Annotated in this window: 8 protein-coding genes; 2 read left to right on the forward strand and 6 right to left on the reverse strand. The window is 56.2% G+C overall.

Annotation, left to right across the window (positions count from 1 at the left end; genetic code table 11):
• Nucleotides 1–5: 5 nt before the first annotated feature.
• Genes QVZ43_RS13320 through QVZ43_RS13335 form a run of 4 tightly spaced genes read right to left on the reverse strand, consistent with a single transcriptional unit; the run spans nt 6 to nt 4,728 of the window.
• On the reverse strand, nt 6–1,736 hold the full coding sequence (locus QVZ43_RS13320; RefSeq protein ID WP_302910321.1) for a sugar phosphorylase: 1,731 nt from the start codon (nt 1,734–1,736) through the stop codon (nt 6–8).
• Entirely contained in the window at nt 1,733–2,959 is a 1,227-nt protein-coding gene (locus QVZ43_RS13325) for a glycosyltransferase family protein (protein WP_223793084.1), read from the reverse strand. Before QVZ43_RS13325 ends, QVZ43_RS13320 begins: the two co-directional genes overlap by 4 nt.
• Before the next feature lie 15 nt (nt 2,960–2,974).
• Nucleotides 2,975–3,778 carry an HAD-IIB family hydrolase gene (locus QVZ43_RS13330; protein ID WP_302910322.1) on the reverse strand — a complete coding sequence of 268 codons (804 nt, stop codon included), beginning with the start codon at nt 3,776–3,778 and terminating at the stop codon, nt 2,975–2,977.
• 11 nt (nt 3,779–3,789) lie between these two features.
• A complete protein-coding gene (locus tag QVZ43_RS13335; protein WP_302910323.1) occupies nt 3,790–4,728 on the reverse strand; it encodes a hypothetical protein in 939 nt (312 codons plus the stop codon).
• Nucleotides 4,729–4,803: 75 nt separating this feature from the next.
• Here QVZ43_RS13335 and QVZ43_RS13340 point away from each other — a divergent pair, with 75 nt between their 5' ends.
• A complete protein-coding gene (locus QVZ43_RS13340; RefSeq protein WP_302910324.1) occupies nt 4,804–6,258 on the forward strand; it encodes a protein adenylyltransferase SelO in 1,455 nt (484 codons plus the stop codon).
• A gap of 58 nt (nt 6,259–6,316) precedes the next feature.
• On the opposite strand, the gene QVZ43_RS13345 is transcribed toward QVZ43_RS13340, so the two are convergent.
• Entirely contained in the window at nt 6,317–7,831 is a 1,515-nt protein-coding gene (locus QVZ43_RS13345) for a fumarate hydratase (RefSeq protein ID WP_302910325.1), read from the reverse strand.
• A gap of 334 nt (nt 7,832–8,165) precedes the next feature.
• Between QVZ43_RS13345 and QVZ43_RS13350 the strand changes: the two genes are divergently transcribed.
• Nucleotides 8,166–11,183: a hypothetical protein gene (locus QVZ43_RS13350; protein WP_302910326.1), complete on the forward strand. Its 3,018-nt coding sequence runs from the start codon at nt 8,166–8,168 to the stop codon at nt 11,181–11,183.
• 363 nt (nt 11,184–11,546) lie between these two features.
• On the opposite strand, the gene QVZ43_RS13355 is transcribed toward QVZ43_RS13350, so the two are convergent.
• Nucleotides 11,547–14,201 carry a penicillin acylase family protein gene (locus tag QVZ43_RS13355; protein WP_302910327.1) on the reverse strand — a complete coding sequence of 885 codons (2,655 nt, stop codon included), beginning with the start codon at nt 14,199–14,201 and terminating at the stop codon, nt 11,547–11,549.
• Nucleotides 14,202–14,296 lie beyond the last annotated feature (95 nt).

The raw sequence follows: 14,296 nt of genomic DNA on the forward strand, positions 1-14,296 counted from the left end.
GTGCCCTAGTCACGATTCGACAACCAAACGCTCTGGTAGGGTTTCAGGGTGATGGTGCCCGCCTGATCGTCGATAGTCATGCCGGAAATCAGATCCCGCCAGTGATCAGTGCCAATCAGATTGATGGTGCTCAGGGCCACCTGCTGAACCTCGTTACTGATGTTGTGAATGCAGAAGATCGACTGGTCCCGGCGCATGCTCTGGCGCCAGAAGCCAAACAGCTGCAGGCCAAGGTGCAGGGTGAACTGGGTGGCATTGGGGTGAAACGCAGGCTGCTTGCGCCGGATAGCGATCAGGCGGGTCAGTTCGTGATAGGCCTTGCTGTGGTGGCTCAGGGGATTCTCCAGCTCGGTTTCCAGCTTGTCGATCTCCCACTGGCTGCGGTTAATCGAGCGCAGCCGTCCGGTGTTTTCCATCCGTTCCAGATCGTTCACCGACGCCAGAAGGCTGTGGATGTAAAACGCCGGAATCCCCTCCAACGCCAGCATGATGGTGTGAGCGCAGATAAAGCGCTGGAGCTGCCAGTGGTCCGCGCCACCCTGCACAGTGCCTTTCAGGGCATCGTACAGGGAAATGTTAATCTCATAAGGCTGATCCAGGCCGTCCGGCGTACGCCGGTACGACACCTTGCCGCCGAACGAAGTCATGGTGTTGATCAGGCGCTGCTTTTCGTCCTCATCCAGCAAGCCGTCCGTGGGACGCATCCCCACCCCATCGTGAGAGGCAATAAAATTCAGGTAAGTGGTACCCAGCTGGGCCGGAGGCATGCTCATCAACCAGGTTTTCAGGTGCCGGCAGTCACCGGTCACCATGGTATTGATCAGCAATGGCGGCAGCGAAAAGTTGTAGATCACATGGGCTTCGTTGGCATTACCGAAGTAGGTGAGATTCTCCCGATTAGGCACATTGGTTTCGGTGATGACCACGGCATCGGGGGTGTGATGCTCAATCAGCAGCCGCATGATTTTGATCAGCTCGTGGGTCTCCTGCAGGTGGATGCTGGGCGTGCCAGGCTCCTTCCACAGGAACGCCACCGCATCGAGCCGGAACAGAACCACCCCCCGTTCCAGGTAGTAACGTATGATGGCAGCAAACTCGATCAGCACCTGAGGGTTGGCAAAATTCAGATCGACCTGGTCTTCGCTGAAGGTACACCAGACGTAACGCTCGCCGTCATCGGTCTGCACCGCGTTGAGCAGGGGCGAGGTTCTTGGGCGCACCACCGCACTCAGGTCATCCTTCGGATTGCCCTCGAAGAAGTAGTCCTTGCCCGGATCCATCCGCTTGCGGAAATTCTCGAACCAGCGGCTGCGGGCGGACATGTGATTCACCACGAGGTCCGCCATCAGTTTGTAATCCCGGGCAATGGCTTCAATATCCTCCCAGCCACCGTGTGATTCATTGACCGCCAGATAATCCATGACCGAGAAGCCATCGTCCGAGCTGTAGGGAAAGAACGGCAGGATATGTACCGCCGAAATGGTCTCGGACAGACAGTCATTCAGGAACTGGCGCAACGTGACCAGCGGCTTCTGCCCTTCCTTCTGAACCGTGTCGGCATAGGTAATGAGAATAATGTCCGACTCGTCCCAGTTGTTCTGATGGGCCGGAGGTGGCGGCATGCCCGGGTCCAGCCCCATGGTATTGAGCAACTGGTCAGCCAGGAACTGGCAATCCAGGGCCGGGTAGACCACGTCAAGCATGGCCACCAGCTTGTCCCTGAGGGGCTGGGTCATGGACGGAACTCCTCGTTATCCCGCTCAACCGCCTCGAACAACTGCTCCTTGATATCCGGAATCGCACTGGTGACCCGATTCCAGCTCGGGATGAACGGTGTATCCATGGGGTTATCCAGAAAATACGCCCCCGCCCGCATCACGTTCTGGGCGAACAGCTCCACCGCTTTCTCTTCTTTGTGTCGATCGAAAGTCAGGCCGTTGATGATGGCGTCGTTCTGGTAGGTTTCAACGAAGTCTAGTGCAATCCGGAAATAGGTGGCCTTGATGGTGCGGAATTTTTCGCTTGAGAAGATTTCACCGTTGGTCGCCAGCTTCCGGAAAAGGGCCTTGGAGATGTCCATGCTCATTTTCGACAAGCCCCGGCTGGCATCCTCCGGTGACAGATCCTGATGCTTGTGATCGTAAACGTCGGCGATGTCCACCTGACACAGACGGTTGGTGGCGTAATTGCGCTTCATCTCCGACAGCACACCGATTTCCAGCCCCCAGTCACTGGGAATTCGCAGGTCGTTGATCACATCGGTGCGGAAGGAAAACTCCCCGGCCAGCGGGTACCGGTAGCTGTCCAGATAATCCAGAAAGTCATTGGCGCCACACACTTTCTTCAGGGCGCGGATCAGGGGTGTGACCAGCAAGCGGCTGACACGGCCATTCATTCGTTTATCGGCCACACGGGCGTAATAGCCCTTGCAGAACATGTAGTTGAAACCGGGGTTGGCCACCGGGTAGATCAATCTTGCCACCAGGTCCCGCGAGTAGGTCAGGATGTCGCAATCGTGCAGCGCCACCGACTTGCTCAGACCCGCAGCCAGCACATAGCCGAAGCAATACCAGACGTTCCGGCCCTTACCCATTTCCGTGGGTGCCAGGTTTTGCTCCCGCAGCGTCAGGTCAATGGACCGCAGGCGGGGGCCATCATTCCACAGTACCTTGACGTCGCTCTGCGGCAGCTCCGAGAAATATTCCAGGGCGTGGCGATACTGCTCCTCATTCGCCCGGTCGAGCCCGATCACAACCTGCTCCAGGTAGGGAACCTTGGTGAGCTCGTGCACAATGTTCTTGAGGGCAGGCCCTTCGAGTTCCGAATACAGCGAGGGAAGCACCAGCGACATGGGCCTTTCCTTGCGGAACTTCATCAGGTCACTTTCAAGGTCTTCCACCGGCCGATCGACCAGGTTATGCAGTGTTGTAATTATTCCGTTCTGGTAGAAATCGCCCACGGTGGCTCTCCTGTATCAATACCCGTACTCAAAGAGAAGATTCAGTACGCATTCATTCCAGCCCTCCGGGCCGGGCTTGATCGAGCGCATGGCGTGCCTGGATGATGGCAGCTGCACCTCGTCACTATGGACGCCCCGAATCACCACCGGGATATCGGCGGATTCCAGCATGTGCTGGTCGTTCGGGCTGTCGCCGAGGGCAATCGCCACCATCGGCTGATCGCCATACTGCTCCCGGTATTTTTCCAGCAAAAAGCGGGCCCCATCCGCTTTGTCGAAGATGCCCATGGCATGAAAGAAGCGACCGCCCTGCACCAGTCGCAGATTCTCGGCCCTCAGCGCAGTGCGGAACTCCTCCAGTTCGGCGTCGGTTCCATCCCATAACAGCGGCTCGGTTCCCAGCCGATCCTTGGCCCGTTCGGCAGACGCCACATCCAGCCCGGCAATGTCTCCGAGCGCCTCGGCGGACAGGTCATTAAAGCCCCGAAATTGGGCGCCGTCCTCTCGAAGAGTCCCCAGCACCTCCAGTACCCGCGCCCGGGATGCCCCAAAATTCACCACGTCCTCTTCCGGGTTCCCGAAGGTGTCTGCCGGGATAACCACAGCCGCGCCGTTTTCCACGATGAAGGGCGCCTGGTTACCCAGCTCCGCCCTCACCGCCCGGATCTCCGGCGCGGTCTTACTGGAATTGAGAACCAGAGGAATCTCTGCTGCCTCAAGCCGTTCAAGCGCTGACCTGGCGGCGTCCCAGCGGTAGTTATCGTGATTCAGCAACGTACCGTCGAGATCCGAAATCACTACGAGTCTGGGCTTGTTCATCAGGTCCTCCCTCACTTGTTCTTGAAATGGGGCAGGCTGAGGCTGTGATCCTCAGCCACATCAATCAGCACGTCTGCCCGTTCCGGCATCTCAGTGAGACAGAAACGGGTCACGCGCTCGTAGTGCATAATGAAGCGCTGCACCTCGTCATCGCTCATAATGTGCAGTGCCTGTGCGCTATGGGATTGACCGCCTTCTTTTGGTGCATTTTTCAGTTTTGCAGCCAGCTTGTGTTCCTGCAAAGTGCGCCATTCCAGAACACTTTCCATCGACGGCGCCTTTAGCATCACCAGCGCATCCAGCTGTGCGAAAAAGCGGTAGTAGGGGCCTTTCAGGCAGTCATTCACATACCTCCGCCAGATGCCCTCGGGGTCCTCGTGGGCCTCCAGTGCATTGATGGGATCGGCCAATGCCCCCTCCGGCTCTGGCCTGGCCCCGAGGCACCAGCCTTCCAGCAGAATCACGCTGGCCACACCCGCATGCCCCGGCCACTGGCTGGCCGGCAACCGATCATCAATGGACTTGTCAAAGCTGGGGATGGGCGTAACGCTGCCGGCATCGGCCAGCCGAAGCTGATCAATCACCGTCTGCCCCAGCGCCACATCGTGGGTGCCAGGCACGCCGCGGGTGATAAACAAAGGGTGTATTCGCTGTGAGAGCTCCTGGCGCTCGGCCCGGGTGAGGTAGATATCGTCCAGCGAGAAGCTGGCAGCGGGGCAATGACGGTGCCGGGTGAGAATTTCCCGCAGGAACAGCGTCAGTGTGGACTTTCCGGTACCCTGAGCACCATGAATGCCAATCACCACCGGGGACTGAGCCCTGGCTTGCAAGGCCACAACATAATCCACCAGCGGCATGATGGTCTGTTCAACGGTGGACTCGTAATCTTTAGGGAGCGCCTCCTGCTCGATCAGGCCGGCGACGGTTTGATTCAATGTAGGTTCTGACACGTGATTTTCACCAGATGAGTGGTCCCTATAAAACAGTAGCAGCAGATTTCGTACCAAAGGGAGTTCAGGCACTTTATGAGCAATGACGATTTCCGAGTAGAACATCGCTATCTGGGGCTACCGGAGCGTTTCTATACCCGCGTTCAGCCTACACCACTGATAAACACCAGGCTCGTGTGTTTCAACCATGCGTTGGCTGAAGACATGGGCTTTCGGACTGACCAGCCCGACGAGTGGGCAAAGGTGGGCGCCGGCGCCGAGCTGTTGGAAGGCATGGATCCGGTGGCCATGAAGTACACCGGTCACCAGTTCGGAGCCTACAACCCGGATCTGGGGGACGGACGGGGCCTGCTGCTCTGGGAAACGGTGGGGCCGGATGGCCGCCGCTGGGACTGGCACCTGAAAGGTGCCGGCCAGACGCCTTACTCCCGGTTCGGCGATGGCCGAGCGGTTCTGCGCTCAACCATCCGGGAGTATTTGTGCAGCGAAGCCATGGCAGGCCTCGGCATTCCCACCACCCGCGCGCTCTTCATGACCAGCTCCACCGAGCCGGTCCAGCGGGAAACCATCGAAACCGCCGCCACTCTCATGCGCGTCACCGCCAGCCATATCCGTTTCGGCCATTTCGAGTTTGCTTCTTATCACATGGGCAAGGCGGCGGTAAAAACACTGCTGGACCACGTCATTGACCTGCACTTTCCGGAATTTAACGAGCTTCCGGAAGAAGAGCGCTACCAGAGCTGGTTCGAATCCGTGGCTAAACGTACCGCCCGACTCATCGCCGACTGGCAGGCCGTGGGCTTCTGCCATGGCGTGATGAACAGCGACAACATGTCCATCCTTGGCGAAACCTTCGACTACGGCCCCTACGCCTTCCTGGACGACTTCAACGCTGGCTACATCTGTAACCGTACCGATCAGGGCGGGCGCTACGCCTACAACCGCCAACCCCAGATCGGCCATACCAACTGTCAGTATCTGGCCAACGCCCTGCTGCCACTCATGGATGAAGATGCACTGCGCCGGAGCCTTCGTCACTACGAAACCACCTACAACGAGCGTTTTGTGCAGAACATGCGTGACAAGCTCGGGCTGGCAGAGGCGCAGGACGGCGACCTGAAACTGGTGATGGATACGTTCAACCTGCTGCACCGGCACAGCGTCGACTACACCGCGTTCTTCCGGGCCCTGTCTCACCTCCACAGCCGCGGCCCATCGCCGGTACGGGACCTGTTCGTGGACCGGGAGGCAGCGGACGACTGGCTGGTAAGCTATAAAGAGCGGCTTGAGCAGGAAGAAAGAGCCGGCAAAGCACGGGAAAAAGCGATGCTTGCGGCCAATCCGAAATTCATTCTGAGGAACTACCTGGCGCAGCAGGTGATTGACGCAGCCAAAACCGGGGACTATTCCCCCATGCAGGATCTGCTCACCGTTCTGGCGAAGCCTTTCGATGAGTGGCCGGACTTCGAGCACTTCGCAGCCCTGCCACCGGATTCGGGTAAGGGCCTGGCACTCAGCTGCTCGTCCTGATTCAGCCACAGAAAAGGGGAAGCCGAAGCTTCCCCTTTTCCGAACATCACGCGATCACTCAGACGGCTTTGGCCGCGATGATCTTCTCGTGCCACTCGGCCGGGCCAGTCTGGTGTACGGAAGACCCACGGGAGTCCACCGCAACCGTCACCGGCATGTCTTCCACTTCAAACTCGTAAATGGCTTCCATACCCAGTTCCGGGAAGGCCACCACCTCGGCATCCTTGATCGCCTTGGACACCAGGTAAGCTGCGCCACCAACGGCCATCAGGTACACCGCACCAAACTCCCGGATAGCATCAATCGCCACCTGGCCACGCTCGGCCTTGCCGATCATGCCGGTCAGGCCGGTTTTCTCCAGCATGGTGTGGGTAAACTTGTCCATACGGGTTGCGGTGGTCGGGCCAGCCGGGCCAACCACTTCTTCACGCACCGGATCCACCGGGCCCACGTAATAGATGAAGCGGCCTTTCAGATCGACCGGCAGCTCTTCGCCTTTTTCGATCATGTCGACCATCTTCTTATGGGCGGCGTCCCGGCCAGTAAGCATCTTGCCGGACAGCAAAACGGTTTCACCCGGCTGCCACTCTCTCGCCTCTTCCGGAGTCACCGTATCCAGGTTCACCCGGCGCACGTTCTCGCCCACTTCCCAGGTAATTTCCGGCCAGTCGTCCAGGCTCGGCGGCGTCTGCAGCGAGGGGCCTGAGCCATCGAGGGTAAAGTGCGCGTGACGGGTGGCTGCGCAGTTCGGGATGATCGCCACCGGCTTGTTGGCCGCGTGGGTCGGGTAATCCTTCACCTTCACATCCAGAACAGTGGTCAGACCGCCCAGCCCCTGGGCACCGATACCCAGATCGTTCACCTTGTCGAACAGCTCAAGACGCAGCTCTTCGGCACGGCTGGAAGCACCACGCTCCTGCAGCTCATGAATATCGATCGGATCCAGTAAGGCTTCCTTCGCCAGTTCCATCGCCTTTTCAGCGGTACCGCCAATGCCGATACCCAGCATACCCGGCGGACACCAGCCGGCCCCCATCTGCGGGACCATCTTCAGAACCCAGTCAACAACGGAATCGGACGGGTTCAGCATGGCGAACTTGGACTTGGCTTCGGAGCCGCCGCCCTTGGCTGCCACGTGTACTTCAACTTTGTCACCCGGAACCATCTTGTAATGGATGATGGCAGGGGTGTTGTCTTTGGTGTTCTGGCGCTTACCGTCCGGATCTGCAAGTACTGATGCGCGCAGAACGTTGTCCGGGTGGGTGTAGGCGCGGCGAACGCCTTCGTTAATCACGTCATCCAGTGGCTTGTCAAAGTCCCACTGAACCTGCATGCCAATGTTGACAAACACCGTCACGATGCCGGTGTCCTGGCAGATCGGGCGATGCCCCTGGGCGCACATGCGGGAGTTGATCAGAATCTGGGCCATGGCGTCCTTGGCCGCCTGTGACTCTTCCTTTTTATACGCTTCGTAAACACCCTGGATAAAATCCTTCGGGTGATAGTAGGAAATGAACTGCAACGCGTCCGCGACGCTTTCAATCAGGTCGTCCTGGCGGATTACGGTGGTCATAGGCGCCTCATCAAGCTTGAATTCGATCTGAGCTTCACTAGTTCGAAAAATTAAGAGGCGAGAGTTTACCAGAAATTCCCCTGAACAAGGGAACCGCACAGTCACCCTTACCGGACATGGGAATTAGAGGAAGAATCACACTTTCGGCTGATCAACACTTTGTACTTGTCTCGCTATAGTCGACGATACAGAAATTGGATTTAGCGCTGGCTACATTCTTAACTTCCGACAACCAATTTGATCAGAACAGGCCGCTGGCAAAGGGCTTACCGGATAAGACCGGCCCCGCGAGCAGCCGACAATAACGACACAACAACAGGAAAAGGTTCCACACATGTTTAAGAAAACACTAATAAGCGTTGCCGTGGCATCTTCCCTTGGACTCACCGGCTGCTTTGATAGCGCTGACTCAGGGGCGAATGCGAATCCGGATTATCAGATAAACAACCCGGACATCGATGGTAAGACCTGGCCGGAGTTCAACCCAGTTACCGGCGAGCTCCCAGTCCCGAACGACCTGATTTTTGATTCCGAGCAGGGTGACGGAACCTTCGGCGTGGCCGACACCGCTCCCCCTGTCACAACTGCACTGAATGAACTGAGCGGTGCTTCAACCGTTGCACCGGCCGTTGTGCAGTTTAATGGCATGATTGATACCGACTCGGTAGATGCTCGTGCGTTTATTATCGTTGACGGAGCACCTGTTCCAAACCCGAACCAAAACGTATTCCTGATCGAACTGGACTACGCAAGTGGTGATCCGTTGCGCGGACTGAGCAACAGCGAGCCACCAACCATTCCTTTGGCTATCACAGCCCAGATGGCTGGTAGCGACGTTCCTGAAATTGCTGGTCCTGCAGGACTTGAACTGTTCAACCTTGCAACAACCCCTGCATACAAAGCAGAAGTTGTGGAACTGGACGGACAGTCTGCAATTCGCATCCTTCCCAATAAGCCGCTGGACCCACAAAAGCGTTACGTGGTTGTGGTAACCAACGAAGTTAAAGACATCAACGGCGACCCGATTTCTCAGTCTCCGTCCTACGCAAACATCACGGACGAAGGTCAGCCTCTGGGCACCTCCTCATTGGCGCCGGTCCGTGCCATTATGAACGGGCTGTGGGAAACGATCGCGACAAGCTACTTTGCGCTGAACAACTCGGTACGCGTGGCACAGGGCGGTGAAGCTCTGTCAGCTGACAACATTGCGCTGTCCTACAGTTTCACCACCTCCAACGACGAGAAGGTGCTGCAGTACATTGCTGAGCCTGCTGCATGGTTTGCAGACCAGCTGACTGCATCGGTCAAGGTAACAACTGCAAAGAAAACAGTTGGTGCTGCCAAGTTTGCCGCAAACCCTGAAGATGAGTCGCTGACAGTTAAAGCCGGCTACGACTTCAACGAAGATGGCGAGATCACTGCAGCTGACTTTGATGTAAATGGTGACACTGCATTCGACGCAAGTGACTTCGACTGGACCGGTGACGGAGAGTTCGACTACTTTGACGTTGCTGAAGCAACTGAGTTTGCGTTAGCGGCATTCCCGTTAGTCAACGCCGAAATAGACTCCAGTGGCACTTGCCCTACGGATTCAGGTGGTGAGGCCTTTATCAACTGTATTGCGATAGGCGCTGCATCGCAGCTCAATGACGCTCTGCCTACCCCAACGCCCGTTGGAGAATTTGCGCGCAGTGCGAATGACTTCAGCTTTGACGGTCAGACACCTCAGGCGGTTGCACTTATTTCCGCAGTTACTGCCCCGGTGATCGAGAGCGTTGCTGCAAACGCAGGTATTTCTCCTGCACCAACCGTTCTGGCTTTGCAAGGCACAGTTTCTCTGCCCTACTACCTCGGCACTTCCGGCAGCGACATTCTGACCAATTCTTGGCAGGCAGATAATGCTCTTGCAGCAGGTATCAACGCCGTATTGGGAGTCCAAATCCCACAAGCTGATCCTACGAACTCAACTGCCGTCAACTACATTTTCCCATTCCCGAAGAAACAAGCTGACGTTGATGTTCCGGTACTGTTCATCTACCCCCAGAGTACAACCACTCGCGGCGTTGTCATGTTCCAGCATGGCATTGGCACAGACCGAAGTGCTGCTCTGACCTTCGGAACTGCATTGGCGACACTGGGCTACACAGTCGTAGCTATTGATCATCCGCTGCACGGTATTGCTGCTTTTACAGCGGAAGAACAGGTTGGATTAGGCGTACGATTGCTTGAGGGGGCCGGACTTGATACAGCGACTGCCGAAAGCCTTGCGCCCGCTCTAGCCGAAGGTAAGGCAGCATTCGACGCGGCTCTTGCCGGCACGCCGCTTGACGGATTGTTTGATGAGCCGACTCGCCTATCTCTCGTTAACACCGTAGCCAACGCTGGAAGCACCATTCCCGGCCTCCCTCCCCTGGAAGGCGAGCGTCACTTTGGTGTCTATGCGCCTGCACCGGGTCAAATTTCTGCAATTGATTACGAGGCTGGCATAGGCGATTCTGGCAGTCTGTTCCTGAACTTGCAGAACTTCCTCAACACCCGTGACAACTTCCGGCAAAGTGTAGTGGATCAGATGAACCTGCGGGTCAGCCTGAGCAACCTTGACCTGAGCGGTGCCGGTGGCGCTAACCTGACCGGAGCTCCTGTTAACTTTGTTGGTCACTCTCTGGGCACAATCACTGGGGCACCTTTCGTTGCCAGCATGAATGCCAACCAGCTGCCGGTTGCACTTGCAAATGAAACAGGGCCTCTTTTTGGGGCGACCTTCAACGATATTTCGGCAGCGAACATGCTCACACCAGGGGGCGGCCTCATTCGTTTGTATGAAAACTCACCGGTATTTGCTCCAAGGGTACTGGCCGGCCTAGCGGCCAATGGCCTCACTCAGGGCGATGCCAACCTGGAGTCATACTTTAATGTGGCACAGGCAGCACTCGACTCGTTCGATCCAGTCAACTTTGCCGACAACCTGAATGAAACCCTGAGCGCAAACCCCTCCTTCCTCTACCTGCTGTCTGAAGTTGAAGGTGACACCTTCATTCCGAACGCTGCAGACGAAGACCTGTGGGGAATTGCGCCGTTGTCTGGGACTTTCAACACCGAAGGTCCTAACGGAACAACCATCCCAGTAACCGTGGATAGTTTCTCTGCACCCCTTGCAGGCTCTCGTCCGCTCAGCCGGACCTTTGACGAAGGCGTGGATAGCACCTTCTTCTTCACCTACCTCCAGGCAGAGCATGCTCCAGAGGATGGCGAGGGTTCACTGAGCCACCTGACGCCAATTACGGCTGCTCCAGCGTCCGCCTTTGGAGATATGGTGTTCCGAACTGACACTCTGTTCAATCCAGCACCGTAAAACACGGGCAACTGAGTGACAAAAGCCCCCGCCTTGGCGGGGGCTTTTTATTTCTTCCCCCTCGTCGCATCCGCTTCTTTTACGACCTGTAGAGTTTAGAAAGCCTAAAATGCCGCGAGACAGCACCAAAGCTGGGCAAACAACGATTCTCTCCAAGCCCAATCTCTTCGCCGCGCCAGACGCAAGAAGAAACGGGCAATGTTCTCCTCACTCATTCAAATCAAGGTAAGACAGCTGATCGCAATTAGAATCGGGGGGAATACCGAGAGTAGAGAGGGCTGGGTAAAGAAGCTAAAAAGGACGAAGCTCAACAAAAAAGGGCCCCGAAGGGCCCTAACATATCAACTGCAAGACGGAGACGGATTACTGAACTTCAGCACTAACCTGGAGCTCACTAATCACATTTGCTTCAATCTCAGACTGATCGAGATACAACTTCCGGTAGTCTTTGCGCGAATAGCGCTCAGATTGATCCGTGAAAAACTCAGATAGGCTATCCGTCGACTGGGAGTAGCTCACCAGACCATAGGCTTCAGGACCGTTATCCGTGAATTCCAGTCCAAAATGCCAACTGGTGCCACGAGCGATCAACCAACCTTCAATACCATCGCTTCCATCAGAAAGACGCGCCGTGTTTTCCAAAACTGTCGGGGCGATTCTGGGGAATACCGTATCTTCCATAACCGGAGACGTCACCACACCAATCGCGTTGAAAGCTCCATCAATGTTGCCATCGCCACCATGCCACGGAATGGGCTCACTCTGGAACAAGGGCGTTCCGCCAGGAGGCACATCACCGGATGGCCGATAATATTGAACACTTCCAAGCTCGGCTTCAGGCGCAATCCCCTGCCCGTCAAGGGCCTTTACACCCGCTGCCAACGCCCTCAGCATGGGATCCACGGCCGTTCCTCGGTCACCCTCCGAAGGACCTGTCGGCGTGTTAACCGGGTCAGCTGGGTCAAACTCTACGGTCAGGTCAGAATCGATAAAGTCGGCCTGATAGTTAGCAATGAATACCCTGAAAATGTGAGCACCCACACTATCGAGGTCATAAAGACTGTCCCAGGTCTGCAGCTGAGCGCACCACGGCGTAAGATCAACACCATCGACCACCGGATCTGTCGCTGTGATCAATGAACACCGCTCACGCAGTTCGGGAAGGAACTCTTCGGCATACCAAGCACGGTTATTCCAGATCACGTTGATCAGATCCACGGCACCAAATTTTCCGTCATCACCCGCCGGCGGCACTGCATCACCCAATCCCTGCTCCAAAGGATTTTGCAACATCTTAATACCGAGCCTGGTTCGGGGGTTCAACGGCGCATTCTCAGCTCCGAACAGGGGCGAATACCCGGTCAGGAATTCCGCAGGGTTGGTCGCCCAGTAACTGGAATTCGAGTTCTGAACCCAGTCAGTCCTCAGCAGCTTGGGCCGCTGATCATAAGTAACGAGCCCCCCACACTCCGTTTCAACCCAGTCATCTCTTGAGGTATTACCATCCAGCAGGGTCAAACCTGCGCTAAACAAGGCATCGTATTCCGGGCTCAGCTTGCGCTTAAACTCTATTAAACTCAGCGCTTCAGGAGACAGATTGGGAACAGAACTACTGTCAATATAAAAGGCATTGCCGTCAGCATCTGCATATGTTGAGTTGGTCCAGAGTGTTGAACCACAATTCCTGAAGACATCCTGAAACTCTTCCAGGTTAGTTGCCCTGCTCATTGCCAGCCAGGTATCCAGAAGTCCGCTCGTGTTAGCGTTTGCATCTCGGTATGTGTAGGCCGTGTTCGCCTCTCCCCACCTGGGCAACCCATCTATGTCCTCGTCAGGGTCAGCCGTGATGGCATTCCCCGAGAGCATGGGGCCGTATTCCGAGAAATAAAAGGTTCTTTCAACAACATCAGGCTCAGGACCGGTTGACATCACTTCAATCTGGAAGGTTTCCTGAGTGATCGGCACCTCTTCGCCATCCTTGATGTACGTGAGAGGATCCCCGTCCTTCAGGGTCAACTCATAAACGGTAAATCTTCGGCTGGTGGTTACGGTATGGGACCAGGCAAGATTCTCGTTGAAGTTGATCAGTGGAATTGCTGTGCCCAACAAACCAGCGCCGTTAATATTCAGATAGCCAGGCACGGTCATCTGGACCTGATAAAGACGCCTATGGCCAGTGTAGGGGAAATGGGGATTCGCCAGCAGCGCTCCGCGCCCCTGCTCTGTCATTTCACTGCCAATCCCCCACGCATTACTGGCCAGCCCCATATCTGCGAAGTTTGTGCGGGACGCCGCCAGCGCTCGAGCATCTGTAGCGATATCACGCAGGTAGTTCTCGTCGGTTTTGGCCATCAAGGGCTCGTTAAAAAGCGGATACTCTGGATCCGTCCCCTCACCTGGGACAGCGACAAAGACCGCCCCCGTGGCAAACAGCGCACCGCTGGCATATTGACCAACAATTCGGTAATGCGCCAGCAAGTCTGTCGGCTGAATTTCAGTTACCCAAGGCTGATTGCGACATTCCTGTGGAAAGTCAGCCGGATCGGTCTCTGCGATATACTTGTTGTAACCGGCAGTGAAGCCCTCAACCAGTGCTCGCGATTCGTCGCTGAGCGAGTCGAATTCCGCTTCTGCACCACTGAGAATCTTCTGAGCCTTGAAGCTGAAATCGTTGATGATATTGATGTTGTTAGGCCCTGGCCCGAAATACTTCGCTCGCTCACTACGGGCCTTCACAATGGCTTCCGCCAGCATGCACACGTTATCTTGCGCCTGAGCGTAGCCATTGCCGAACGCGGCTGACTGTAGGTTATCTGCAGTGATGTGGGGCACACCATCTGTGGTTCGGCGAATGTTAGCTTCGAGCTTCCCATCGCCTGGGAACAAAATGGCATCTTCAATGGCGTCCGGATTAGCGGTTATTTCGCCGTCTGAACACGCGGATAGAAAGGCAGCGCCAGACAGTACCAGCGCGTAGCCGAGCGTCCGCTGGCCCGCTGCGAGCACACGGGTTTTCATAGTGTCGTCCTTATTGTTGTTTACTTTGTAAAATCGCCGACGGCGACACTATGTAACCTAGCAGATGCTTGGGTAAGACACTACTTAAAAGGCCT

The sequence above is a fragment of the Marinobacter suaedae genome, from assembly GCF_030519635.1.
GTDB classification, from domain to species: Bacteria; Pseudomonadota; Gammaproteobacteria; order Pseudomonadales; family Oleiphilaceae; genus Marinobacter; species Marinobacter suaedae.

Bases quoted from the DNA above. Each gene is read 5' to 3' on its own strand.
- QVZ43_RS13355 (WP_302910327.1), bottom strand. From the start codon at position 14,201: ATGAAAACCCGTGTGCTCGCAGCGGGCCAGCGGACGCTCGGCTACGCG.
- QVZ43_RS13350 (WP_302910326.1), top strand. From the start codon at position 8,166: ATGTTTAAGAAAACACTAATAAGCGTTGCCGTGGCATCTTCCCTTGGA.
- QVZ43_RS13320 (WP_302910321.1), bottom strand. From the start codon at position 1,736: ATGACCCAGCCCCTCAGGGACAAGCTGGTGGCCATGCTTGACGTGGTC.
- QVZ43_RS13330 (WP_302910322.1), bottom strand. From the start codon at position 3,778: ATGAACAAGCCCAGACTCGTAGTGATTTCGGATCTCGACGGTACGTTG.
- QVZ43_RS13340 (WP_302910324.1), top strand. From the start codon at position 4,804: ATGAGCAATGACGATTTCCGAGTAGAACATCGCTATCTGGGGCTACCG.
- QVZ43_RS13345 (WP_302910325.1), bottom strand. From the start codon at position 7,831: ATGACCACCGTAATCCGCCAGGACGACCTGATTGAAAGCGTCGCGGAC.